This is a genomic window from Mycobacterium sp. NGS59 (assembly GCF_059812345.1).
Window position 1 is genome coordinate 32968 of sequence record NZ_JCALCN010000011.1, and the last position, 23810, is coordinate 56777.

Here is a 23810-nt window from a genome sequence, read left to right on the forward strand (position 1 = left end):
TCCTGGCCTGCTGGTATCGGGCACGTGCACGCGGAATAACCCAGGAATGATCAGGAACAGGACCCAGCCGGCCAATCCCGGTTGGCATGCCGCGACCACAGTTCGGCTGCGCAGGAGGAAGAGTGCTTTCGGCTTTCATCTCATCGCTGCGAACAGTCGACCTGAGACGGAAGATCCTCTTCACGCTGGCGATCGTCGTGCTGTACCGGGTCGGGGCCGCGTTGCCGTCACCCGGGGTGAATTTCCCCAACGTCCAGCAGTGCATCAAAGAGGCCAGCGGCGGCCAGGCCGGACAGATCTACTCGCTGATCAACCTGTTCTCCGGCGGTGCGCTGTTGAAGCTGACGGTGTTCGCGGTCGGAGTGATGCCCTACATCACCGCCAGCATCATCGTGCAGCTGCTCACCGTGGTCATTCCGCGGTTCGAAGAGCTGCGTAAGGAAGGTCAGTCCGGTCAGGCGAAGATGACGCAGTACACGCGTTATCTGGCGATCGCGCTGGCCGTCCTGCAAGCCACCAGCATCGTGGCGCTGGCTGCCAACGGCGGCCTGCTGCAGGGTTGCTCGCTGGACATCCTCGCCGATCAGAGCATCTTCGCCGAGATCGTGATCGTGCTGGTGATGACCGCCGGCGCCGCCCTGGTGATGTGGATGGGCGAACTGATCACTGAACGCGGTATCGGCAACGGCATGTCGTTGCTGATCTTCGTCGGCATCGCCGCACGCATCCCGGCCGAGGGCAACCAGATCCTGCAGAGCCGCGGCGGCATGATCTTCGCCGCGGTGCTCGCGGCGGCGCTGCTCATCATCGTCGGTGTGGTGTTCGTCGAGCAGGGGCAGCGACGGATCCCGGTGCAGTACGCCAAGCGCATGGTGGGCCGCCGGATGTACGGCGGAACGTCGACATATCTGCCGCTGAAGGTCAACCAGGCCGGCGTCATCCCGGTCATCTTCGCGTCCTCGTTGATCTACATCCCCAACCTGATCACCCAGCTGGTGAACAGCGGCAGCGGCGGTGCCGGTCACGGTTGGTGGTCCAAATTCGTCTCGACCTACCTGTCGGACCCCAGCAACGCGGTATACATCGGCATCTACTTCGGCTTGATCATCTTCTTCACGTACTTCTACGTGTCGATCACGTTCAATCCCGACGAACGTGCCGACGAGATGAAGAAATTCGGCGGCTTCATTCCCGGTATCCGGCCCGGCCGCCCCACGGCGGATTATCTGCGTCATGTGCTGAGCCGAATCACCCTGCCGGGCTCTATCTACCTAGGCTTGATCTCCGTGCTACCCAACGTGTTCCTGCAGATGGGCAACAGCGGCGGGATACAGAATCTACCCTTCGGGGGTACCGCGGTTCTGATCATGATCGGCGTCGGGTTGGATACGGTCAAACAGATCGAGAGTCAGCTCATGCAGCGCAACTACGAAGGGTTCCTCAAGTGAGAGTGGTATTGCTTGGACCGCCCGGGGCGGGCAAGGGGACGCAAGCGCAGAAGCTGGCCGAAAAACTCGACATTCCGCACATCTCCACCGGCGACCTGTTCCGATCCAACATCAAAGAGGGCACCAAGCTGGGCCTGGAAGCCAAGGGATACCTGGACGCCGGCGATCTGGTGCCGTCCGAACTGACCAACCAACTCGTCGACGACCGGCTCGACAATTCCGATGCGGCGAACGGCTTCATCCTGGACGGGTATCCGCGTTCGGTCGAGCAGGCCAAGGCGTTGCACGACATGCTGCAACGACGCGGCACCGACATCGACGCGGTGGTGGAGTTCCGGGTGTCCGAAGACGAGCTGCTGGAACGTCTCAAGGGCCGAGGCCGCGACGACGACACCGAGGAAGTCATCCGCAACCGGATGAAGGTCTATCAGGGTGAGACCGCGCCGTTGCTGGACTACTACCGCGACGAGTTGAAGACCGTGGACGCCGTCGGCAGCATGGATGAGGTGTTTGCCCGCGCACTGCAAGCCCTCGGCAAATAGCTGATGGGTGCCCTGGCACGGCTGCGGGGCCGCAGGACCGTACCCCAGCGCACCGCCGCTGAACTCGATGCCATGGCCGCGGCTGGCGGCGTCGTCGCGGCCGCGTTACGCGCGGTGCAGGCGGCCGCAGTCGCCGGGGTGTCCACCCTGAGCCTGGACGAGGTCGCCGAATCGGTGATCCGCGAAGCCGGTGCCGTCCCGTCCTTCCTGGGTTATCACGGGTATCCGGCATCGATCTGCGCTTCGGTCAATGACCGTGTCGTGCATGGCATCCCGTCGGCCGCCGAGGTGTTGATGCCCGGAGATCTGGTGTCCATCGACTGCGGCGCGGTGCTGGACGGCTGGCACGGCGACGCCGCTGTCACTTTCGGGATCGGCGCTTTGATCCCCGCCGACGAGGCGCTGTCGCAGGCGACGAAGGAGTCGCTGGAGGCCGGCATTGCGGCGATGGTCGTCGGCAATCGGCTGACCGACGTCTCCCATGCCATCGAGACCGGTACGCACGCCGCCGCGGCTCGCTACGACCGGGCGTTCGGGATCGTCGAAGGTTACGGTGGCCACGGCATCGGCCGGCAGATGCACCTGGACCCGTTCCTGCCCAACGAGGGCAGCCCGGGCCGGGGACCCCTGCTGGCGACGGGTTCGGTGCTGGCTATCGAACCGATGCTGACGCTGGGCACCGGTAAGACCACCGTCCTGGACGACAAGTGGACGGTCACCACCGTCGACGGGTCGCGAGCGGCGCACTGGGAGCACACGGTCGCCGTGACCGAAGAAGGTCCGCGCATCCTGACCGTTTGAACCTGCGGGTTCTCCGCCTCGTGTCAGTAGGCGGGAGGTGATCGAGTGGCTCGTGTGGCCGGCGCTTGGAGTGCGTCCGTGGGTGCCGAAGCCGCTTTGATGAAAGCGCTCTACGACGAGCATGCCGCGGTGCTGTGGCGCTACGCGCTGCGGCTGACAGCCGACGCCAACCAGGCCGAGGACGTGGTGCAGGAGACGCTTTTGCGGGCGTGGCAGCATCCGGAAGTCGTCGGCGACAGTACGCGGTCGGCGCGGGCGTGGCTGTTCACCGTCGCCCGCAACATGGTCATCGACGATCGGCGCAGCGCACGTCACCGCAACGTCGTCGGCTCGACCGACGAGGCCGGTGCGCCGGAGCCGGCCGGGCCGGACGAGGTGAACGCCGCGCTGGACCGCTTGTTGATCGCCGACGCGATGGCCCAACTGTCCGCCGAACACCGGACCGTGATCGAACGGTCCTACTACCGCGGCTGGACCACCGCGCAGATAGCCACAGACCTGGGGATTGCGGAAGGAACCGTGAAGTCGCGACTGCACTACGCCGTGCGGGGGTTGCGGCTGGCGCTGCAGGAACTCGGAGTCACACGATGATGTTCGAGGAGGGGGACGAAATGGACGACCACGCCTACGCGATGTGGGATGCCGCATACGTGTTGGGGGCGTTGTCGGCGGACGAACGACGCGAGTTCGAAGCGCATTTGGCTACGTGCTCGCCGTGCCGGGCCGCCGTCGCCGAATTGTGCGGCGTTCCGGCGCTACTCGGGCAGCTCAAACGGGAGGATGTGACGGCGATCGACTCGGCGGTGACGACGCAACCGCCGGCCGGGTTGTTGCCGTCGTTGCTGGACACCGTGCGCCGGCGGCGTCGACGTGCTCGGGTGGCGACCTGGGCGGCGGCTGCGGTCGCGGCAGCGGTGCTCGGTATCGGTGTGCTGGTCGGTGTGCAGGGGTCCCTGTTCGGTGGCGCACCCCAGAACGTGGCCGTGTCGGTGCAGCCGATGGCGCAGGTCGGCACCGAGCTGCTGACTTCGACTGTCTCGCTCAGCAGCCAACGCTGGGGGACCGCCATCAACCTGCAGTGCTACTGCCTGGCTCCGACCGACGCCCACCACGACACCTTGGCCATGGTGGTGGTCGGTCGCGACGGCAGCCAAACGCGGCTGGCGACCTGGGTGGCCGAGCCGGGCCACACCGCCACCCCGGCGGGCAGCACTTCCACGCCGATGGATCAAATTGCCTCGGTGCAGGTTGTTTCCGCCGACAACGGCCGGGTTCTGTTGGAGCGTGCCTTCTGAGCGGGTAAGAAAAGGTGCGTGGCCGACTCTGCGAAGCGTGATCCGATCGCGGCGGCGCGGACCAACTGGGAACGGGCCGGGTGGGGAGAGGTCTCCCAGGGCATGGTGGCGGTGACGTCGGTGATGCGGGCGCATCAGATCCTGCTGGCCCGGGTGGAGGCCGCGCTGCGCCCCTACGATCTGAGCTTCTCCCGCTACGAACTGTTGCGGTTGTTGGCGTTCAGTCGCACCGGAGCGTTGCCGATCACCAAAGCCTCCGACCGGCTGCAGGTGCATGTCACCAGCGTCACGCATGCCATCCGGCGGCTGGAAGCCGACGGGCTGGTGCGACGGGTGCCGCATCCCACCGACGGGCGCACCACGCTGGTCCAGATCACCGAACTCGGCCGCTCCACCGTCGAGGACGCCACGGTCACGCTGAACGAGCAGGTGTTCGCCGATATCGGCATGGCGGCCGAGGAATCGCAGGCGCTGGTGTCGTCGATCGAGACGTTGCGCCGCAACGCCGGTGACTTTTGAGCGCGAGCAGACGCAAAAGCCCCTCATTTCCGCTGGAAATGGGGGCTTTTGCGTCTGCTCGCGCAAATGTCAGGTGGCCCGCAGCAACTCGATGATGGCGCTGAAATCCTTCTCGGAGTGCTCGGTTGCGAACTCGGCGTAGATCTTTGCCGCGTGGGTGCCCAGCGGAGCGGCCGCACCGGTCGAGGTCACCGCGTCCATCGCCAGGCCCAGGTCTTTGTTCATCAGCGCGGTGGCGAAGCCGGGCTTGAAGTCGTTGTTGGCCGGCGATGTCGGAACCGGGCCTGGCACAGGGCAATTCGTGCTCACGGCCCAGCAGTTGCCGGTGGCGCCGGTGATGACGTCGAACAGCGACTGCGCCGCGAGGCCCAGTTTCTCGGCGAGCACGAATGCCTCGCCGATCGCGATCTGCTGCACCGCCAGCACCATGTTGTTGCACAACTTGGCCGCCTGCCCGGCGCCGGCCGCGCCGCAATGAATGATCTTGCCCGCCATGGGTTCCAGCACGGGGCGGGCCCGGTCCAGCACCGCCTCGTCACCTCCGACCATGAATGCCAGCGTGCCGGCCACCGCTCCCTTGACGCCACCGGAAACCGGGGCGTCGAGCTGGGCCAGGCCGTGAGTTTCGGCGAGCGCGTGCACCGCCCGGGCGTCGTCGACCGAGATGGTGGAGCTGTCGATGAACAGCGCACCGGCCTGTGCGGCGCGCAGCACTTCGTCGTAGCAGCTTTTCACCACATGGCCGTTGGGCAGCATGGTGATGACCACTTCTGCCTCGGCCACCGCCTCGGCGGCGGTGGCGCACAGGTTGGCTCCCGTTTCGGCCGCCGCGGCTCCCGCGACGGGGTCGAACCCGAATACGTTGTGCCCGGCCGCAACCAGGTTGGCCGCCATCGGCGCGCCCATGTGACCCAAACCGAGGACCGCGACGTCGAAAACCTCAGTCATGCGTGCCTTTCTAGGCTGTCGCTGCTTTGAAACGCGTGGCCTCGGCGCGGCCGATCACCACCCGCATGATCTCGTTGGTGCCTTCCAGGATGCGGTGCACCCGCAGGTCACGCACGATCTTCTCCAGCCCGTACTCGCGCAGGTAGCCGTAGCCGCCGTGCAATTGCAACGCCTGGTCGGCGACGTCGAAACAGGTGTCGGTGACGTAGCGCTTGGCCATCGCGCACAGCTCGACCTTGCCGGCGTCGTCGTCGTCCAGCGCAGTTGCCGCCCGCCACAACATCATTCGTGATGTCTCCAGTCCGGTGGCCATGTCGGCCAAGGCGAACCGGATGGTGGGTTCGTCGAGCAAGGATCCCCCGAATGCCTGCCGGTCGCGGACGTAGGCGCCGGCCTTGTCGAAGGCGGCCTGCGCGCCGCCCAGCGAGCATGCGGCGATGTTGAGCCGGCCGCCGTTGAGCCCGTTCATCGCGATCCCGAACCCGGTGCCTTCGCCGTCGGCGCCGCCCAGCATGGCGTCGGCCGGCACCCGTACTCCGTCGAGTATCACTTGGGCGGTGGGTTGGGCGTGCCAGCCCATCTTCTGTTCCATCGCCCCGAAACTCAGCCCGGGCGTGTCCTTTTCGACGATGAACGCCGAAATGCCGCGCGGCCCTTCGCTTCCGGTGCGGGCCATGATGACGTACACATCGGAGGTGCCGGCGCCGGAGATGAACTGCTTGACGCCGTCGAGCACGTAATCGGAACCCTGTTTGACCGCACGGGTGCTCAGCGCGCTGGCGTCGGAACCGGCGCCCGGCTCGGTCAGGCAATAGCTGGCGATGACGTCCATCGACGCCAGTCGCGGGACCCACGCCTTGCGCTGCTCTTCGATGCCGTAGCGGTCGATCATCCAGGAGCACATGTTGTGGATCGACAGGAACGCGGCGGTGACCGGGTCGGCCATGGCGAGTTGTTCGAAGATGCGCACGCCGTCAAGGCGCCTCAGTCCGCTACCGCCCACGTCCTCCCGACAGTAGATCGCTGCCATGCCGAGTTCGGCGGCTTCGCGCAGCACATCGGTCGGGAAGTGGTTGGTCGCATCCCATTCCAGGGCGTAGGGCGCCAGACGCTTGTCGGCGAAGGCTGCCGCCGTCTCGGTGATCACCCGTTCTTCGTCGTCGAGAGTGAACATTGGCGTTAATCCATGGTGGGGATGGAGAATTCGGCACCGTCCTTGATGCCCGACGGCCACCGCGAGGTTACGGTCTTGACCTTGGTGTAGAACTGGATCGACGCCGGCCCGTGCTGATTGAGGTCGCCGAAACCGGACCGCTTCCAGCCGCCGAACGTGTGGTAGGCCACCGGAACCGGGATCGGCACGTTGACACCGACCATGCCCACCTCAACCCGTGAGGTGAAGTCACGGGCGGAATCCCCGTCACGGGTGAAGATGGCCACGCCATTGCCGTACTCGTGTTCGGTGGGCAACCGCAACGCCTCTTCATAGTCGTGAGCGCGCACGATGCACAACACCGGACCGAAGATCTCGTCGGTGTAGATCGACATGTCGGTAGTGACGTGGTCGAACAGCGTGGGTCCGATGAAGAAGCCGCCCTCGAGGTTCGCATCCCCGAAAGTCAGGTCGTCGCTGGCCCGTTCGCGGCCGTCGATGACGAGTTCGGCGCCGGCGTCGGCACCCTGGCCGATGTAGTCGCGCACCCGCTGCAGCGCGGCCTCGGTGACCAGCGGACCGTAGTCGGCCTTGGGGTCCAGGCTGTGCCCGACGCGCAGGTTGTTGATCCGCTCGATCAGCCTGGCGCGCAACCGGTCTGCGGTCTGGTCGCCGACCGGGACAGCGACGCTGATCGCCATGCAGCGCTCGCCGGCACTGCCGTAGCCGGCGCCGATCAGGGCGTCGACGGCCTGGTCGAGGTCGGCGTCGGGCATGACGATCATGTGGTTCTTGGCGCCGCCGAAGCATTGCGAACGCTTGCCGGTCGCCGCCGACTGGCTGTAGATGTACTGGGCGATGTCGGAACTGCCGACGAAACCCACGGCCTTGATGTCGGGGTGGTTCAGGATGGCGTCGACGGCTTCCTTGTCGCCGTGCACCACCTGGAACACCCCGGGCGGCAGGCCGGCCTCGGTGAACAGCTCGGCCAGTCGCAGCGGGACCGACGGGTCGCGCTCACTTGGCTTGAGCACGAACGCATTTCCGCACGCCAGGGCCGGACCGGCCTTCCACAGCGGGATCATGGCCGGGAAGTTGAAGGGGGTGATGCCGGCGACGACGCCCAGCGGTTGCCGCAGTGAATAGACGTCGATGCCGGGACCGGCGCCCTCGGTGTAGTCGCCCTTGAGCAGGTGCGGGATGCCGATGCAGAACTCGATGACCTCGATGCCGCGCTGGATGTCACCCCTGGCGTCTTGCACCGTCTTGCCGTGCTCGAGCGAAAGCAACTCGGCCAGTTCGTCGATGTTCTGGTTCACCAGGTCGACGAAACGCATTAACACGCGAGCGCGGCGTTGCGGATTCCAAGCGGCCCAAGCCTTTTGGGCGGTTGCCGCGGAAGCCACGGCAGCGTCGATGTCGGCCTGGTTCGCCATCGGCACCGTGGCCTGGACCTCGCCGGTGCTCGGGTTGAAGACGTCGGCGGTGCGACCGGACTGGCCGGTGGTGCGCTGGCCGTCGATGAAATGCGGTATTTGCGTAGTCATGGTTGTCCCGTTAACGGTCGTGGGAAGTATGCGATACTTGCATATCCTAGTAAATACAGATCCGGGTAGGCAACCCGGGTAGGTGGCCGGGTGGCGGGTCCGACTCGGTCGGGTTCACCAGTGGTTCCCTTTGGCCAACCGAATGTTGACGGCAGCATGTATGCCCTCGGCCGCCGACCGTGCGGCTGGCCGCACACTCGAACGGAATCGGACCTACCGCGCGCCGCGCAAGCCGTTGACGAAGTCCTGCGTCTCCTCCCAGGTGGGCAGCAGACCGGACTCGCGGACCTCCTCGAAACTGGGAGCCACCGCGTCGCGCTCGGACAGGCTGGGCGGGTTGCCGTCGACCAGCGGCCAATCCACACCGAGCGTCGGATCCGTCGCGGCGATGGTGTGTTCGCGCTCCGGGTTGTATTCCGCCGAACACAGATACATGACCGTTGAATTGTCCTGCAGGGCAAGGAAACCGTGCGCGAGGCCTTCGGAGATGTAGACGGTCCGGTGGTCCTGATCGTCGAGTAACACCGAATCCCACTTGCCGAATGTCGGTGAGCCCACCCGGATGTCGACGACGACGTCGAACACCGCACCCCGCACGCAGGTCACGTATTTGGCCTGGCTCGGCGGCAACTGGGCGAAGTGCAGGCCGCGCAGCACACCGGCCGAGGACACCGAGCAGTTCGCCTGCCGGACATCCAGGCGGTGGCCGGCGAACCCGGTGAAGCCGCGGTCGGTCAGCCACTCGAAGAACATCCCGCGCGAGTCGCCGTGGATGGCCGGCGTGATCTCCCAGGCGCCCGGGACTGCGAGTTCGCGTACCTTCATCTCACTGGCCGCGTTCTGTGTAGCGCGCCTCGGCGGCGTCTTTGAGTGGGCGCCACCACGATTCGTTGTCCCGGTACCAGTCGATGGTGGCCTGCAAGCCTTCCTCGAAGTCGGTGTGCTTTGGCGCCCAGCACAATTCGGTGTTGAGCAGGGTCGGGTCGATGGCGTATCGCAGGTCGTGGCCGACGCGGTCGGTGACGTGGTCGAAGTCGTCCGAGTCGCGGCCCATGAGCCGCAGAATCGTGCGCAGCACGCTCAAGTTGTCGCGCTCGCCCTCCGAACTGATCAGATAGGTCCGGCCGAGTTGTCCCTTCTCCAGGATGCGGCGCACCGCGCTGTTGTGGTCGTCGACGTGGATCCAGTCGCGGACGTTGGCGCCCGCGCCATAGAGCTTGCATCGCCGACCGGTGAGCACATTGGTGATCTGGCGCGGAATGAACTTCTCGATGTGCTGGAAGGGCCCGTAGTTGTTGGAACAATTGGACAGGGTTGCGCGTACGCCGTACGACCGCACCCAGGCCCGCACCAGCATGTCGCTGCCGGCCTTGGTCGCCGAGTAGGGACTCGACGGGTTGTACGGCGTGGACTCGGTGAACCGTTGCGGATCATCGAGTTCCAAGTCCCCGTAGACCTCGTCGGTCGAGATGTGATGCAGCCGAACCCCGTGCCGCCGCACCGCTTCCAGGATTGTGAACGTCCCGACCACGTTGGTGTGCAGAAAGGGTTCCGGATTGTCCAGGGCGTTGTCCACATGGGATTCGGCGGCGAAATGCACCACCGCGTCCGACTCGGCCACCAACGCGGAGACCAGCTCGGTGTCACAGATGTCGCCTTCGACGAACCGGATGGCGTCCTCGACGTCGGCCAGCGACTCCCGCCGCCCGGCGTAGGTCAGCGAGTCGATGACGGTCACCGAGTCCTCGGGATGCTCGCGCACGGTGCTGTGCACGAAGTTCGCGCCGATGAAGCCCGCCCCTCCGGTGACCAGCAGTCGCATGGGGCCAACCCTAACCGGTGAGGCCCAGCGGTCCCGCCAGTTCACGAAGTACTGGTATCAGCTTCTCGGGTTTCGAGGCACCCAGAACCTGGATGGCCACGTGGTCGGCGCCGGCGTCGAGGTGCTCGTTGAGGCGGGCGGCGATCGCGTCGGCGGTGCCGTAGGCGACCAGCGCGTCGATCAGCCGGTCGCTACCGGGCTTGCGGACGTCGTCCTCGGTGAAACCCAGCCGCAGCCAGTTGTTCACGTAGTTGCTCAGACCCAGGTAGAAGTCGACGAACTTGCGGCCGACGGCACGGGCCTCTTCCGCGTCGGTGGTCAGCACGACCTTGTGTTCGGGAGCCAGAAACACGGTGTTGCCGAGCAGGTGTCGCGCCTTGCCGGTGTGTTCGGGCGTCGTCAGATAAGGGTGCGCGCCCGCGCTGCGCTGCGCCGAGAGCTGGAGCACCCGGGGACCCAGCGCCGCGAGCACCCGCCGGCTGGTCGGCACCAGCGCGTTGTCGAGCACGTCGAGGTAGGACACCAGCGCGTCGTAGGGCTTCTGGTACTGCTCGGTGTGTTCGGGATGCCCGACCCCGACACCGAGCAGGAACCGGCCCGGATAGGCATCTTCGATGCGCTGATACGAGGCGGCGACGTCGTCGGCCGGGGCCGTCCAGACGTTGACGATCCCGGTAGCCAACTGCAGGTGCTCAGTCTGCTCCAGGGCGGGTTCGACCCAAGCCAAGTCGGCGTCCGGCGACGCACCGATCCACGCGCCGCCGTAGCCGAGCGACTCGATCTGCGCGGCCAACTCCGGGTCGAGGGAGCGGGTGCCCAGCCAGACGCCGAACCGCCCCAGGTCAGGTTTGAGTGAAACCGAGCCAGTCATTTAGCCCCCTATACCCGTTCGAGCCCAAGAGCCCCGGCCAATTCGGCCAGCGCCGGGACAAGGTTCTCACTTCGCGTCAGGACCTGGACCGGGACGTGGTCGGCGCCGGCGTCGAGGTGCTCACGCAGGCGGGCCGCGATCGCGTCGATGGATCCGTAGGCGACGACGGCGTCGACCAACCGGTCGCTGCCCGGCTTGGCGACGTCGTCGTCGGTGAAGCCGAGTCGCTTCCAGCTGTTCAGGTAGTTCGCGAGGTTCAGATAGATCTCGAGGGCCTTGCGTCCCACGGCATGCGCCTTGTCGGCGTCGGTAGTGAGGACCACCTTGTGCTCGGGTGCCAGGAACGCCGACGGACCCATCAGTTCGCGCGCCCGGGCGGTGTGCTCGGGAGTGGTGAGGTAGGGGTGCGCGCCGGCGCTGCGGTCCGCGGACAGCTTGAGGACTCGCGGACCCAACGCGGCGACCACCCTGCGGTTGGCGGGCACGCCGTGTTCGTCGAGCTGGTCGAGGTACTCGACCAGAGCTTCGTAGGGCTTGCGGTATTCGGTGTGCGCCTCGGGATGACCGACGCCGATGCCGAGCAGGAAGCGGCCGGGGTACGCCTTGTCGATGCGATGGAACGACGCGGCGACGGGTTGGGCGGGCGCCGTCCAGATGTTGACGATGCCGGTGGCCACCTGCAACGTCGTCGTCGCTTCCAGGATGGGTTCCACCCAGGACAACTCGGCCGGCGGGGAGCCACCCACCCAGACCGCGCCGTAGCCGAGAGCTTCTATTTCCTTGGCTTGCTGCGGCGTGACGCCGCGTCCGAACGATCCGAACCGACCGAGGTCGGGTTTGCTCTCAGCTGAATGCGTCATGGTTGCTCTAACCTGCGCCCTGACCTTGCGTATTCCGGGTCCGCACGCTGATCTGCGGCGTTTTGCGTCGGGGACGGCCAAGCGGGTATCGTGGCCCGACGGTGCGGCGTTCGTGCCGGCTCTTGGCGTGCCCTGTCCTGAAATTCGCGGACTTTCGCGGAATTTCCATCACCGGCTCACGTTGTTGTAGTCGCCGACGCGTGCTGCGCCGAGCCAGGAGCATGAACGAAAAGTAGAGGATCGCTTAAAAGTAATGGCCAAGAAGGACGGCGCCATCGAGGTCGAGGGCCGCGTGGTCGAACCCCTGCCGAATGCGATGTTTCGCATCGAGTTGGAGAACGGTCACAAGGTGCTCGCCCACATCAGCGGCAAGATGCGGCAGCACTACATCCGCATCCTGCCCGAGGACCGCGTCGTGGTGGAGCTGTCTCCCTACGACCTGTCCCGCGGCCGCATTGTGTACCGGTACAAGTAGCGATTAACACCCAGAGAAGAACAGGACCGAGACTGCCGTGAAGGTGAACCCGAGCGTCAAGCCGATCTGTGACAAGTGCAGGGTGATCCGTCGGCATGGACGGGTCATGGTGATCTGCTCCGATCCCCGTCACAAACAGAGACAGGGTTAGTCGGGGCTTTCGCTTAACAACTGAATGCAGACCTCCCAGCACCACTAGGCGGATAGGCCGCCTACCACGCCCGGACGGAGGCCGGGCCCCGCAACTGAGCGGGAACGGACTGGGAAAAGACCTCCGCTGAGAAAGAGGAAACGCCACCTATGGCTCGACTAGTAGGCGTCGATCTGCCGCGCGACAAGCGGATGGAGATCGCGCTGACCTATATCTTCGGCGTCGGCCGCACCCGCTCGAACGAGATTCTGGCGGCCACCGGCATCGACAAGGACCTGCGCACCAAAGACCTGAGCGACGATCAGCTGACCCAGCTGCGTGACTACATCGAAGCGAACCTGAAGGTCGAGGGTGACCTGCGCCGCGAGGTGCAGGCCGACATTCGTCGCAAGATCGAGATCGGCTGCTACCAGGGTCTGCGGCACCGCCGCGGCCTGCCGGTACGCGGCCAGCGGACCAAGACCAACGCGCGCACCCGCAAGGGACCCAAGCGCACCATCGCCGGCAAGAAGAAGGCCAGGTAACCCCGAATGCCACCAGCAAAGAAGGCAGCCGCAGGCCCGAAGAAGGGTCAGAAGACCCGTCGTCGGGAAAAGAAGAACGTCCCGCACGGTGCCGCGCACATCAAGAGCACCTTCAACAACACGATCGTGACCATCACCGACCCGCAGGGCAACGTCATCGCCTGGGCGTCGTCGGGGCACGTCGGCTTCAAGGGCTCCCGCAAGTCGACGCCGTTCGCCGCGCAGTTGGCCGCGGAGAACGCCGCGCGCAAGGCCCAGGAGCACGGGGTGCGCAAGGTCGACGTGTTCGTCAAGGGCCCGGGCTCGGGCCGCGAGACCGCGATCCGCTCGTTGCAGGCCGCCGGCCTCGAGGTCGGCGCGATCTCCGACGTCACGCCGCAGCCGCACAACGGTGTCCGCCCGCCGAAGCGTCGGCGCGTCTAGGTCTAGGAGGACATACCCATGGCTCGTTACACCGGACCCGTCACCCGCAAGTCCCGCCGGCTGGGCACCGACCTCGTCGGTGGCGACCAGTCGTATGAGAAGCGCCCTTACCCGCCCGGCCAGCACGGCCGCGCCCGGGTCAAGGAAAGTGAGTACCGCCTGCAGCTGCAGGAGAAGCAGAAGGCGCGTTTCACCTACGGCGTGATGGAAAAGCAGTTCCGTCGCTACTACGAAGAGGCTGTGCGCCACTCGGGCAAGACCGGTGAGGAATTGCTGCGCATCCTGGAGAGCCGGCTCGACAACGTCGTGTACCGGGCTGGACTGGCCCGGACCCGCCGGATGGCCCGTCAGTTGGTCACCCACGGGCACTTCACCGTCAACGGCGTTCGCGTCGACGTCCCCAGCTACCGGGTGTCGCAGTACGACATCATCGACGTACGGGACCAGTCGGTGAACACCGTGCCGTTCCAGATCGCTCGGGAGACCGCGGGCGACCGTCCGATCCCGAGCTGGCTGCAGGTGGTGGGTGAGCGGCAGCGCATCCTGGTTCACCAGTTGCCTGAGCGCGCGCAGATTGACGTCCCGCTCGCCGAGCAGCTGATCGTCGAGTTCTACTCGAAGTAATAGACGTTCTGCATCAACCGGTGCAGACAACCTGAGCGGCATCAAATAGCGGGTGCCGAGAAGGAGAAGAAGAAACACCATGCTGATTTCTCAGCGCCCCACCCTGTCCGAGGACATCCTCACCGACAACCGGTCCCAGTTCGTCATCGAACCGCTGGAGCCGGGATTCGGTTACACCCTTGGCAATTCGCTGCGTCGCACGCTGCTGTCGTCGATTCCCGGCGCGGCGGTGACCAGTATCCGCATCGACGGCGTCCTGCACGAGTTCACCACCGTGCCCGGGGTCAAGGAAGACGTCACCGACATCATCCTGAACCTCAAGAGCCTGGTCGTGTCCTCCGAGGAGGACGAGCCGGTCACCATGTACCTGCGCAAGCAGGGTCCCGGTGAGGTCACCGCGGGCGACATCGTGCCGCCGGCCGGGGTCACCGTGCACAACCCGTCCATGCACATCGCCACCCTGAACGACAAGGGCAAGCTCGAGGTCGAGCTCGTCGTCGAGCGGGGGCGCGGCTACGTCCCGGCCGTGCAGAACCGGGCTTCCGGTGCCGAGATCGGCCGTATCCCAGTCGATTCCATCTACTCGCCGGTGCTCAAGGTCACCTACAAGGTGGACGCCACCCGGGTCGAGCAGCGCACCGACTTCGACAAGCTGATCCTGGACGTGGAGACCAAGAGCTCGATCACCCCGCGCGACGCGCTGGCCTCCGCCGGTAAGACGCTGGTCGAATTGTTCGGTCTGGCACGCGAACTCAACGTCGAAGCCGAGGGCATCGAGATCGGGCCGTCGCCGGCCGAGGCCGACCACATCGCGTCGTTCGCGCTGCCGATCGACGACTTGGACCTGACCGTGCGCTCCTACAACTGCCTCAAGCGTGAGGGCGTGCACACCGTCGGCGAGTTGGTCTCGCGCACCGAGTCCGACCTGCTCGACATCCGCAACTTCGGTCAGAAGTCCATCGACGAGGTGAAGGTCAAGCTGCACCAGCTGGGTCTGTCGCTCAAGGACAGCCCGCCCAGCTTCGACCCGTCCGAGGTCGCCGGCTACGACGTCGCCACCGGCACCTGGTCCACCGAGGGCGCCTACGACGACCAGGACTACGCCGAAACCGAACAGCTCTAACAGCTGTAACAGCTTCAACAGAATTCCGTCCCGGTCCTACCTGATACGGGGACCGGCCCCGAATAGGAGATAGTCGCAATGCCCAAGCCCACCAAGGGACCTCGTCTCGGCGGGTCGTCTTCGCACCAGAAGGCGATCCTGGCCAACCTGGCCACGTCGTTGTTCGAGCACGGCCGGATCAAGACCACCGAGGCCAAGGCGCGGGCATTGCGACCCTACGCGGAGAAGCTGGTCACCCACGCCAAGAAGGGCACGCTGCACAACCGGCGTGAGGTGCTCAAGAAGATCCGCGACAAGGATGTGGTGCACACCTTGTTCGCCGAGATCGGGCCGTTCTTCGCCGACCGCGACGGCGGCTACACCCGCATCATCAAGGTCGAGCCGCGCAAGGGTGACAACGCCCCGATGGCGGTGATCGAGCTGGTGCGGGAGAAGACGGTGACGTCGGAGGCCGACCGGGCGCGCCGGGTGAAGGCGTCCAAGAAATCGGAGAAGCCTGAGGCCGCCGCGGCCGCACCGCAGGCATCCGTCGAACCGGATGCGGTCGACGACTCCGCGGCTGACGACGGAGCCGACACCGAAGATGCGCCTGAGACCGCGGCCGTAGCGCCGCAGGGCGGGCTCGACGAGTCCGCAGAGGCCGCCAGCGACGACGCACCTGACGAGGCCCCCGAGAATTAGTGGGGACGTCCGTCTGCGGCTCGACATCGCCTACGACGGAACCGATTTCGCGGGCTGGGCGGCACAGGTTGGTCAGCGCACGGTAGCCGGTGTTCTCGACGAGGCGCTGACGACCGTGTTTCGCACGCCGGTGCGGCTGCGCGCTGCCGGGCGCACCGACACCGGAGTGCACGCGACCGGGCAGGTTGCGCATGTGGATGTGCCGGTCGAGGCGGTGGTGAACGCCTATTCGCGCTCGGCCGGGGTCGAGGGGCCGGAGTTCCTGCCATTGGTGCGGCGGCTGGGCAGGTTCCTGCCCGCCGACGTCCGGGTGCTCGATATCACCCGCGCGCCAACGGGTTTCGACGCCCGGTTTTCGGCTCTGCGGCGCCACTATGTCTACCGGCTCTCGACGGCCCCCTACGGCGTGGTGCCGCAGCAGGCTCGTTTCGTCACTGCGTGGCCGCGCGTGCTGGACGTCGAGGCGATGACGGCGGCGTCACGAGAACTGTTGGGGTTGCACGACTTCGCCGCGTTCTGCCGACACCGCGAGGGCGCCACGACCATCCGGGAACTGCAGCAGCTGGACTGGTCGCGGGAGGGGGATCTGGTGACGGCGCGCGTCAGCGCCGACGCTTTCTGCTGGTCGATGGTCCGGTCTCTGGTGGGTGCACTGCTGGCAGTGGGCGAACGTCGTCGCAGTGCGCAATGGTGCGCTGAATTGCTGCACGCGACAAGCCGATCCAGTGATTTCGCGGCCGCGCCGCCACAGGGGTTGACGCTGGTCCGGGTGGACTATCCGCCCGACGACGAACTCGCGGCGCGGACGCTGATCACCCGGGATATGCGAACGCGGGATCGCAGCTAGAGTTTGCCCGCGACGAAGTCGGCGGCCTGCTCGATCAGTCCCGATCCGAGATACGACGGCTGCAGGTGCGACGGCCAGTTCGTGCCTCTGCCACAGATCGGATCACCCGGTGCGCACTGGTCGATCGTCCTGCGGGCGTAGGCGGGTGCGATTCCGCGGGTGCCGTTGCCGAACAACGCGATGGCCGCCACGTGTTGGTCCATGCCGGGAGCCAGCCGGCAGCAGGCCGCGAGGTCGGCCACCTCGGCACCCAGCGAATAGCCGCCGAGCACCTCGCGGGTGTTCGGGCAACTCTTCGCCATGGACCCGACGTGGCCGGCCATGTCTTTGGCGCCGCTGTCGACGCTGATGTTGGCGGGATAGTTGACCCCGTAGACCCCGATCGACTTACTCGTCTTCGAGCGCAGCGCACTGACGAGCGCGTCGCCGATCTGACCGACCCCGGGTGGCTCCTCGCGGCCCCGGGCGAATACGACCTCGGCATCCGGGCACTCCGCCGCGACTGCCGGTGACGCGGCGATCACCGACCCGGACGCGAGCAACACGGTAGCCAGCAAAACGGCCAATCGGCCGACGGACACAAGCCTCATGGTCCGATGCTACGGACTGATTTCGACTGGGGTCAGCGGCCGCACATTCTCGTGTTCGTTGCCGGTGGTGATGTCGTTATGGCGTGGCCGTAGGGCTCAATCGTTTCTTGGATCGGCTCATATGCGAGGATCCGATGAATTCGCGAGCCGTTTGAGCGGGAGGCATCAGTCGATATGACACGCACATCATCGAAGCTTTCCGCGCACATCTGGCGCCGAGCCCGGCTCGTGTCGCTGTCTGCTGTGTGCGCGGGTGTCGTTGGGCTCGGATGCGCAGCTATCGCCTTCCCCGCTGCTGCCGTCGCTGCACCGCCGGGTACCACCTGCGGAACGGTTCTCGATGTTCCCGGCCGTACCCAGCCGGTGGTTGTCATGAGTGGGGATGTCGACTGTGCGACTGCGCTACGCATCGCGAACCGTTATTTCCACGACTTCGGCCCGTCGATACCGAGGGGCGATGGGTCCAGCGCGGAAGCATCCGTTGAAGGGTGGCATTGTCTGGTTCCGGTGCTGCCCGGCCGCGTGCACGCCGACTCGTATGCGACGTGCGACCTCGGCAGCAATGGATTCAGGATGGGGAACTGAGGTTTTGGCGCGTGCTGGATGGCGAAGCGGTGCAATCTCGAACCGGGTATGAGGTCGACGGCGTGCAGTCGCGCACGGTGCTTGCGCTGGTCGCTGTGATGCTGACCGTCGCCGCGTGTGGCACCGACTCAACGCCGAGGTCGCAAACTGACCCGAGTAGGCCAGCCGGCCACGAAGCAAACCATTCCACGACGTCGGTCGCGCCATCTGCACCCGTCGCGACATTCGAAGGTTACGGTCAACTGCGCATCGGGATGACGCAGGCCGAGGCAGCAGCTGCAATGGGGCCTGCTCCGGCCAACCACTTCTATCACTGCACCGTGTTGGGCGAGAACGCGGTCAACGTGCTCAAGGTATGGATTGCGGATAGCAGCGGTCGGGTGACGGGCATTGAGACGCCCCCAGGTGTGATGACCGACCGAGGTGTCGGTGACGGATCAAGTGCCGCTGACATCCGGGCGGCGTACTCCGGTGCGCAGTACACCATCGACGAGGGTAATGTCGGCGGACAGGGAACGCTCGCGATCAACGTGTTCGAGGGTCCGAAGGACTTCACCACGAACCATCGCCTGCTGAGCTTTCCGATCGCTGACAGTGGTCGATCCGGTTCTCCGGCCGTTGGCCGGCCCGAGGCTTTGGAGGGCTGTTGAGTTGCGCACCTGGACGGCCAGGCGACGGCATCATGGTCGATAGTCTCAGGCGACTAGCCGCATCAGTGGTTGTGCTGTCTGCCGCTGTTCAAATCCCGTCGGCTAATGCGGCTCCGGGTTCCTGCGGTTTCTACACCACCACCCAGGGAGACTTCGCGCTCGTTGTTCAATCCGGCAGTGCGACCTGCCAGGAGGCGCGCAGCGTATTCGATCACAACTTCGCCGGCGCCGGCACACCGATCGCACGCAATGCGGTGCTGGTCGATGGATACGAGTGTGTCGGAAACCCCGCCGGAGCCTTCAGCGAGACGGGCATCCTCAGCTACTGCGAGGGCAACGGCAACCGCATCGAGCTACGCAAACCCTGATCCGCTACTCAACGGACCTGCACGACAGGCAGATTGGACGCGGGTAGCGGCGTCGTGCTGGGTGTCCCGGGTACCAAGGGTGCCGGCGACGCGGGCAGCAGCGGAGTGCCGCCGGGCAGCTGTCCCGGCAGGTGCGGCGTCATCCCCGCCATCAACTTGCCGGCCGCGAAGGTCGCGCCGAGCGTCGTGTAGGTCGGGACGTAGCCCTCGGTGTGGCCAGTCCACTCGTTGCCGGCACCGGCATGGCAGATCGGGTCCATCGGGTTGCAGTAATCGACTGCCTTGGCGCCCAGCAGCGGGCTCTTGGTCGGCAGGTCCCCGCCGGCGCGGTCGGCGATGTCGCCAAATGTGACGACGGCCGCGATGTTGCCGGCGTATTCCGGCGGCAGCGAACTGCCCCAGCTGATGCCGCCGATCGGCACGCCGGCGACGATGTCCATCACCGATGCGCCCTGCGAGTAACCACCCAGCACGATCTTGGTGCTGGGGCACGACGACACCGTCGACTTGACGCGCGAAATCACGTCGTTGGCACCGTCGCCGCCGTGCAGCTGCAGCTTGCTGGCGGCGTAGTTCACGCCGTAGGTCCGGATGGTCAACCCGCTGGTCTGCTGACGCAGCGACTCCACGAAGGCGTCGCCGACTCTGCCCATGCCTACCGGCTCGTTGGTCCCCCGGGCGAAGATCACCTCGGCGTCCGGGCACTCCGCCGCCGATGCCAGCGGCACCGCCGCACCCGGGCTGAGGACCGTCGCGGCCAGCACAGCCAGTGAGCCGATCCCGGCCCGGCCGGTCAGGCGCATGAATTGCTGAAACACGCCGAAATTTTACCCGGCGCGCCACGCAGCAAAACCTCCGCGGCTGTGGATGAACGCGGCGGGCGGACCGGCGGGCGGCTTACCGTTGAAGCCGATCTGACCCACTTCTCGGGAGATTCCGTGCCGCTTCAGACGCCGACCTGGCTGCATGCCAGCGGCTACCGCTTCCTGCTGCGGCGTCTGGAATGCGCATTGCTGGGCGGGGACCTGCGGTCGGTTGGCGGATCTCTGCGCGCCCCCGCGGCGTCGTTGGCCGCTGGATGCGCGCTGACCCTGGTCGCGGTGCTCGGTTGTGCCTTCTTGGCTTTGCTGCGGCCGCAACCCGGGCTTGCGGACTTCCAGATCGTGATGGGCAAGGCGTCCGGAGCGCTGTATGTGCGGGTCGGGGAAACCTGGCATCCGGTGCTGAACCTGGCCTCCGCGCGGTTGATCGCGGCGCGGGACGACAACCCGACGCCGATACCCGAGTCCGCTCTCGCTCGGGCCAAACACGGTGCGCTGCTGGGTATTCCGGGTGCGCCGCAGGTTCTGGCCCAGGCACTGCCGGTGGCCGAGTCGACCTGGACGATATGTGACGGCCCGCGCGGCGAGACGACTACGGTGCTCGTCGGGTCCAGCGGGGAACCGTCCGTCCGCCGGGTAGAACCCGACCGCGCCATCCTGGTGGCATCGGGTTCGGGTCCGCCGGCGTATCTGTTGTACCGCGGCCGCCGGGCGGTGGTGGACGTCGCCGACACCGCCGTGCTGCGTGCCCTCGGGCTGACGGGGCAGACCCCACGGCGCGTTGCGCAGTCTTTGCTCAACGGGATTCCGGAAGCACCGCCCATCGCGACCCCCCACATCCGCGCGGCGGGCGCACCGGCCGGGGCGTGGCTACCGGGGTTCACGGTCGGCAGCGTGCTGCGCATCCAGCGAACGCCGAGTGACGAGTATTACGTCGTGCTCGACGCCGGAGTGCAGCGAGTCGGCCGGTTCACCGCCGATCTGCTGCGGTTCGGTGACTCGCAGGGCGCCGCGGCTGTGGTCGCAGTGGCTCCCGACGCGATCCGCGCGGCTCCGCTGCTGGACACCCTGCCGGTTGCCGGTTTCCCCGACGAACCGCCCAACCCCGTCTCCGGGGCCGCGACCGTGTGCGCGGCGTGGGCACCCAGACAACCAGGCCCGGCCGACATCGCCCTGCTGGCCGGGGAGGGCGTGCCGTCGGGGACGATCCTGGCGCAAGCCGACGGTCCCGGTCCGGCGCTGGACGCCGTCGCGCTCCGGCCGGCACGCAGCGTCTACGTGGTGGCGCAGAGCCTCAGCGGGAGCGGGCCCCCGACCGGCGCCCGCTATCTGGTGACCGAGACCGGGGTGCGGTTCCCGATTCACGACGACGCCGCAGCGCACGCCCTGGGTCTGCCGTCGACGGCCGCGCCGGCTCCGTGGCCGGTGCTGGCTGCGTTGCCGTGCGGACCGGAACTGAGCCGGGAGCAGGCATCAGTCGCGCGCGACACCATTCCCGCGAGTTCGCCGTAGCCGGCCGGTCACCACTGCCGTCAGCAGCGTCACCAGGCAGATCGCCGCACCGCCGAACGCGGTGTGCCGCGGGCGGCTGTCCGAGGGTGCGCGGTAATTCGCCGGCGGCAGGTCCAGCCGGGCCGGAGCCGGGTTGCCGGGGGTCGTTGGGGTAGTGGCCTCGGTGCTGAGGGCGGCCAGGGCGTCGATGGTGCCGTGTCCGACCAGCGGATCCCATCCGGCGGCGGGAGGGTGTGCGGTCGACTCGATCCGTTGCATCACCTGACGCGCGGTCAGAGCGGGAAACCGGGCCCGGATCAGTGCGGCCAACCCGCTGACGACGGGCGCGGCGTAGCTGGTTCCGGAGATCGGCGCTTCGCCGGTGCTGTCGACAGTCCCGTCGGTGACCGGGCTGAGCGAGGTGACGTTCTCGCCCGTCGCCGCGACATCCACCCACGGCCCGGCCAAGGTGAACGGAGACGGGGTGCCCTGTGAATTGACCGAGCCGACCGTCAAGACGTAGTCGTCGTACCAGGCCGGGCTGACCACGACCGCCACGGTGTCGTGGGTGGCGCCGGACGGCTGCGGTGGGCACCGGGCCGAACCGCCGGTGTTTCCGGCCGCCGTGACCACGACCGCGTTCTTGACGTCGACCGCGTAGGCGAGTGCGGCGCCTAACGCCCGGTCGTCCAGTTGGTCGGTGGCGGCGACGCACGCGACCGACGAAATGTTGATGACCGAGGCACCGAGGTCGGCGGCGGTGCGGACGGCCTTGGCCAGAGTCTGGACGTCACCCACACCCGTAGTGGACCGGTCGCCGGCCGGACCGAACTTGACGCTGGATTGGCGGATGCTGATCAGCGTGACGTCGGGAGCGATACCGCTGAATTCGTCCGGCTTGGGATCCGCGGTAGCGGCGATGATTCCGGCTACCAGCGTGCCGTGGGCGTCGCAGTCTCGAGTGCCGTCGCCGGTGGACACGTAGTCGCCGCCGCCCACCAGATCCTTCAGGCGTGGGTGTCGCCGGACCCCGGTGTCGATCACCGCGACCCGCTGCCCGGCGCCGCGGGTGAGTTGCCAGAGTTGCGGCAGGTCGAGGCCGGACAGCTGAGTGGGCCCGGGGGCGCGTGCCACGGCCGCCGCGCACACCTCCCGCTGGACGGTGCGCTGCGGGGGAGCCGGCACCGCGGCGGCGGGAAGCCACTTTTCGTCGACCGGCGGCGGTGACACCGCGTGGGCCGGCGCCGTCGCACACTGACCGGCCAGGGCGGCCGCGACCAACAGACGCACCGCGCGCAAGCGAGTCACATCTGCAGGTTCGCGCCGCGGACGGCGCCGAAGGCACCGCAGGTCCAGCAGGCCAGCGGCACCACCGCAGTCAGCGCCACACAACTCAGCACGTCGATCCCGCGACGCGCGACGGGTGACAGGGATATCTCGGGTGCGACAAAACCCAGGTATATCGCTGCGGCCGCCAACGTCACCGTCAGGGCCGCAATCCACCGGTTGTGCGCCGCGGCGGCGGTACCGGCGAGAGTGAATGTGGTTGCGACTGTGGCGATCCCGGTTGCGGCGAAGACGAGCGCTCTTCTCCTGTCCGCCCGCGCGTGCAGCAGCAGGACGACGCCGGTGACAACGGCCAGCGCGATGGCGCGGGCGGTGATGAGCACGGCGACGAGGGCACCGACGGCAGCGGCCACGGCGAAGGCGGCACGCAGGCTGGTCAGCCACGCGTCCGCCCGGCGCGTCCCGGCGGCCACCTCGTCTGCGCTTCGTATCCGCGTGGGGGACAGACCGCCCAGCCAGATCGACAACCGCGGCGCGACCTCGATGAGTCCGAGGCAGACCGGCGTGGCCAGCGATGCGACGGTGCGCGCCGGCGCCGCGGTGACCACAGCGGTCAGAGCGGCCAGCGCGGCGATGACCGCGACGCAGGTAGCGGCGGTCAATGTGGTTGAACCGCACTCAGTTATGCGCGTTGCCAGCACCGCCGTGACGGACGCCGTCATCGCCGCCAGCAGCACGTGCGGGGCGCCCAGTGCGCCCGGCACCACAAGCAGGCCGGCAACCGTGGCGAATATGGTGGCGACGACGGACAGCGCGAGTCCGGCAGTCGGGTCGCCGAACACGCGTTGCGCGACGGCGGCCGCTGTCAGTGCGCCGAGGGCGGCCGCCGCGGCCAGGGCGGCAGTCGTGGCCGTATCCGCCGGAAGCCGAACGGCGTTTTTGGCCAGCACAATCGCGCCGACGACGGTGAATAACACCGCTGCCAGTGCGGCGGTCATCCGGCGTGTTCGACCGGACCAGATCGCGCTGTCCAGCGTGCTTGCCACCAGTTCGGCGTCGTCGTCACAGCGGCGCACCGGCGGCCGCGGGTCATGACTACTCAGGACCAGCACGGAACCGTCCCGAATCCCGTTCTGCGCCAACGTCGTCGAACTCGGGATCGCCGCGCGCCCGACCGGGGAGAGCCGGTGTGGCGCCTGACGGGTGCAGCCGGCAAGGTCGACGATCGACGGGATGAGTTCTCCCACCGGCACGTCGGCAGGCAGCGTCAGATCGGTACTGACGCCCGCGGAATGAACGGTGACACGGCACATCGAGACAGCCATCGTCGGCACGTTAGTCGCATTCCGTGCGCCCGGTCCTCG

General features: G+C 66.9%; 28 protein-coding genes. 17 read left to right on the plus strand and 11 right to left on the minus strand.

Annotation, left to right across the window (positions count from 1 at the left end):
- Positions 1–122 precede the first annotated feature (122 nt).
- Genes secY through AC5Y46_RS14265 form a run of 6 tightly spaced genes read left to right on the plus strand, consistent with a single transcriptional unit; the run spans position 123 to position 4605 of the window.
- Positions 123–1448 (plus strand): preprotein translocase subunit SecY, encoded by a 1326-nt coding sequence (secY, locus tag AC5Y46_RS14240; protein WP_499941459.1) that lies wholly within the window; start codon positions 123–125, stop codon positions 1446–1448.
- Positions 1445–1990, plus strand: a complete 546-nt coding sequence (locus AC5Y46_RS14245; RefSeq protein WP_499941461.1) for an adenylate kinase — start codon at positions 1445–1447, stop codon at positions 1988–1990. The genes secY and AC5Y46_RS14245 overlap by 4 nt, the downstream gene beginning before the upstream one ends.
- A 3-nt stretch (positions 1991–1993) precedes the next feature.
- Positions 1994–2791, plus strand: a complete 798-nt coding sequence (gene map, locus AC5Y46_RS14250; RefSeq protein ID WP_499941463.1) for a type I methionyl aminopeptidase — start codon at positions 1994–1996, stop codon at positions 2789–2791.
- 45 nt (positions 2792–2836) lie between these two features.
- Positions 2837–3382, plus strand: a complete 546-nt coding sequence (locus tag AC5Y46_RS14255; protein ID WP_499991853.1) for a sigma-70 family RNA polymerase sigma factor — start codon at positions 2837–2839, stop codon at positions 3380–3382.
- Complete coding sequence (locus tag AC5Y46_RS14260) at positions 3379–4086, plus strand: anti-sigma factor family protein (protein ID WP_499991856.1); 708 nt, start codon at positions 3379–3381, stop codon at positions 4084–4086. The genes AC5Y46_RS14255 and AC5Y46_RS14260 overlap by 4 nt, the downstream gene beginning before the upstream one ends.
- A gap of 18 nt (positions 4087–4104) precedes the next feature.
- Positions 4105–4605, plus strand: a complete 501-nt coding sequence (locus AC5Y46_RS14265; protein ID WP_499941469.1) for a MarR family transcriptional regulator — start codon at positions 4105–4107, stop codon at positions 4603–4605.
- A gap of 69 nt (positions 4606–4674) precedes the next feature.
- On the opposite strand, the gene mmsB is transcribed toward AC5Y46_RS14265, so the two are convergent.
- The 7 genes from mmsB to AC5Y46_RS14300 form a co-directional block, all read right to left on the minus strand.
- Positions 4675–5553, minus strand: a complete 879-nt coding sequence (mmsB, locus tag AC5Y46_RS14270) for a 3-hydroxyisobutyrate dehydrogenase (RefSeq protein ID WP_499991860.1) — start codon at positions 5551–5553, stop codon at positions 4675–4677.
- Between the two features lie 10 nt (positions 5554–5563).
- Positions 5564–6727 (minus strand): acyl-CoA dehydrogenase family protein, encoded by a 1164-nt coding sequence (locus AC5Y46_RS14275; RefSeq protein WP_499991862.1) that lies wholly within the window; start codon positions 6725–6727, stop codon positions 5564–5566.
- Positions 6728–6732: 5 nt separating this feature from the next.
- Positions 6733–8253 carry a CoA-acylating methylmalonate-semialdehyde dehydrogenase gene (locus tag AC5Y46_RS14280; RefSeq protein ID WP_499991863.1) on the minus strand — a complete coding sequence of 507 codons (1521 nt, stop codon included), beginning with the start codon at positions 8251–8253 and terminating at the stop codon, positions 6733–6735.
- A 213-nt stretch (positions 8254–8466) separates the two neighbouring features.
- Entirely contained in the window at positions 8467–9078 is a 612-nt protein-coding gene (gene rfbC, locus AC5Y46_RS14285) for a dTDP-4-dehydrorhamnose 3,5-epimerase (protein ID WP_499991865.1), read from the minus strand.
- A 1-nt stretch (position 9079) separates the two neighbouring features.
- A complete protein-coding gene (rfbB, locus tag AC5Y46_RS14290; RefSeq protein ID WP_499991866.1) occupies positions 9080–10075 on the minus strand; it encodes a dTDP-glucose 4,6-dehydratase in 996 nt (331 codons plus the stop codon).
- Positions 10076–10085: 10 nt separating this feature from the next.
- Positions 10086–10946, minus strand: coding sequence for an LLM class F420-dependent oxidoreductase (locus AC5Y46_RS14295; RefSeq protein ID WP_499941480.1), 861 nt, complete (start codon positions 10944–10946; stop codon positions 10086–10088).
- A gap of 8 nt (positions 10947–10954) precedes the next feature.
- Positions 10955–11806, minus strand: coding sequence for an LLM class F420-dependent oxidoreductase (locus AC5Y46_RS14300; RefSeq protein WP_499941481.1), 852 nt, complete (start codon positions 11804–11806; stop codon positions 10955–10957).
- A 253-nt stretch (positions 11807–12059) separates the two neighbouring features.
- Between AC5Y46_RS14300 and infA the strand changes: the two genes are divergently transcribed.
- From infA to truA, 8 genes are all read left to right on the plus strand, one after another.
- A complete protein-coding gene (gene infA / locus AC5Y46_RS14305; protein WP_003418601.1) occupies positions 12060–12281 on the plus strand; it encodes a translation initiation factor IF-1 in 222 nt (73 codons plus the stop codon).
- Between the two features lie 37 nt (positions 12282–12318).
- Entirely contained in the window at positions 12319–12432 is a 114-nt protein-coding gene (gene rpmJ, locus AC5Y46_RS14310) for a 50S ribosomal protein L36 (RefSeq protein WP_003879483.1), read from the plus strand.
- 149 nt (positions 12433–12581) lie between these two features.
- A complete protein-coding gene (gene rpsM / locus AC5Y46_RS14315) occupies positions 12582–12956 on the plus strand; it encodes a 30S ribosomal protein S13 (RefSeq protein WP_499941483.1) in 375 nt (124 codons plus the stop codon).
- A 6-nt stretch (positions 12957–12962) separates the two neighbouring features.
- The gene (rpsK, locus tag AC5Y46_RS14320) at positions 12963–13379 is read left to right on the plus strand and encodes a 30S ribosomal protein S11 (protein WP_499941484.1); all 417 of its coding nucleotides are present in this window, start codon (positions 12963–12965) and stop codon (positions 13377–13379) included.
- Between the two features lie 18 nt (positions 13380–13397).
- On the plus strand, positions 13398–14003 hold the full coding sequence (rpsD, locus tag AC5Y46_RS14325) for a 30S ribosomal protein S4 (RefSeq protein WP_065143523.1): 606 nt from the start codon (positions 13398–13400) through the stop codon (positions 14001–14003).
- 79 nt (positions 14004–14082) lie between these two features.
- Positions 14083–15126 carry a DNA-directed RNA polymerase subunit alpha gene (locus AC5Y46_RS14330; RefSeq protein ID WP_065143522.1) on the plus strand — a complete coding sequence of 348 codons (1044 nt, stop codon included), beginning with the start codon at positions 14083–14085 and terminating at the stop codon, positions 15124–15126.
- A 78-nt stretch (positions 15127–15204) separates the two neighbouring features.
- Positions 15205–15807 (plus strand): 50S ribosomal protein L17, encoded by a 603-nt coding sequence (gene rplQ, locus AC5Y46_RS14335; RefSeq protein WP_499941486.1) that lies wholly within the window; start codon positions 15205–15207, stop codon positions 15805–15807.
- On the plus strand, positions 15785–16654 hold the full coding sequence (gene truA / locus AC5Y46_RS14340) for a tRNA pseudouridine(38-40) synthase TruA (RefSeq protein WP_499941871.1): 870 nt from the start codon (positions 15785–15787) through the stop codon (positions 16652–16654). Before rplQ ends, truA begins: the two co-directional genes overlap by 23 nt.
- Here truA and AC5Y46_RS14345 read toward each other — a convergent pair.
- Positions 16651–17244, minus strand: coding sequence for a cutinase family protein (locus tag AC5Y46_RS14345; protein WP_499941488.1), 594 nt, complete (start codon positions 17242–17244; stop codon positions 16651–16653). The genes truA and AC5Y46_RS14345 overlap by 4 nt on opposite strands.
- A gap of 545 nt (positions 17245–17789) precedes the next feature.
- Here AC5Y46_RS14345 and AC5Y46_RS14350 point away from each other — a divergent pair.
- Positions 17790–18479: a hypothetical protein gene (locus AC5Y46_RS14350; protein WP_499991879.1), complete on the plus strand. Its 690-nt coding sequence runs from the start codon at positions 17790–17792 to the stop codon at positions 18477–18479.
- Positions 18480–18544: 65 nt separating this feature from the next.
- The gene (locus AC5Y46_RS14355; protein WP_499941490.1) at positions 18545–18847 is read left to right on the plus strand and encodes a hypothetical protein; all 303 of its coding nucleotides are present in this window, start codon (positions 18545–18547) and stop codon (positions 18845–18847) included.
- An 8-nt stretch (positions 18848–18855) separates the two neighbouring features.
- Here the strand turns inward: AC5Y46_RS14355 and AC5Y46_RS14360 are convergent, their stop codons facing one another.
- Positions 18856–19650 carry a cutinase family protein gene (locus tag AC5Y46_RS14360; RefSeq protein WP_499991973.1) on the minus strand — a complete coding sequence of 265 codons (795 nt, stop codon included), beginning with the start codon at positions 19648–19650 and terminating at the stop codon, positions 18856–18858.
- Between the two features lie 135 nt (positions 19651–19785).
- Here AC5Y46_RS14360 and eccB point away from each other — a divergent pair, with 135 nt between their 5' ends.
- The gene (gene eccB, locus AC5Y46_RS14365) at positions 19786–21180 is read left to right on the plus strand and encodes a type VII secretion protein EccB (protein WP_499991882.1); all 1395 of its coding nucleotides are present in this window, start codon (positions 19786–19788) and stop codon (positions 21178–21180) included.
- Here eccB and mycP read toward each other — a convergent pair.
- Positions 21142–22467: a type VII secretion-associated serine protease mycosin gene (gene mycP / locus AC5Y46_RS14370; RefSeq protein WP_499991884.1), complete on the minus strand. Its 1326-nt coding sequence runs from the start codon at positions 22465–22467 to the stop codon at positions 21142–21144. The two genes, eccB and mycP, sit on opposite strands and share 39 nt — an antisense overlap.
- Positions 22464–23771: a type VII secretion integral membrane protein EccD gene (gene eccD, locus AC5Y46_RS14375; RefSeq protein ID WP_499991886.1), complete on the minus strand. Its 1308-nt coding sequence runs from the start codon at positions 23769–23771 to the stop codon at positions 22464–22466. Before eccD ends, mycP begins: the two co-directional genes overlap by 4 nt.
- Positions 23772–23810 lie beyond the last annotated feature (39 nt).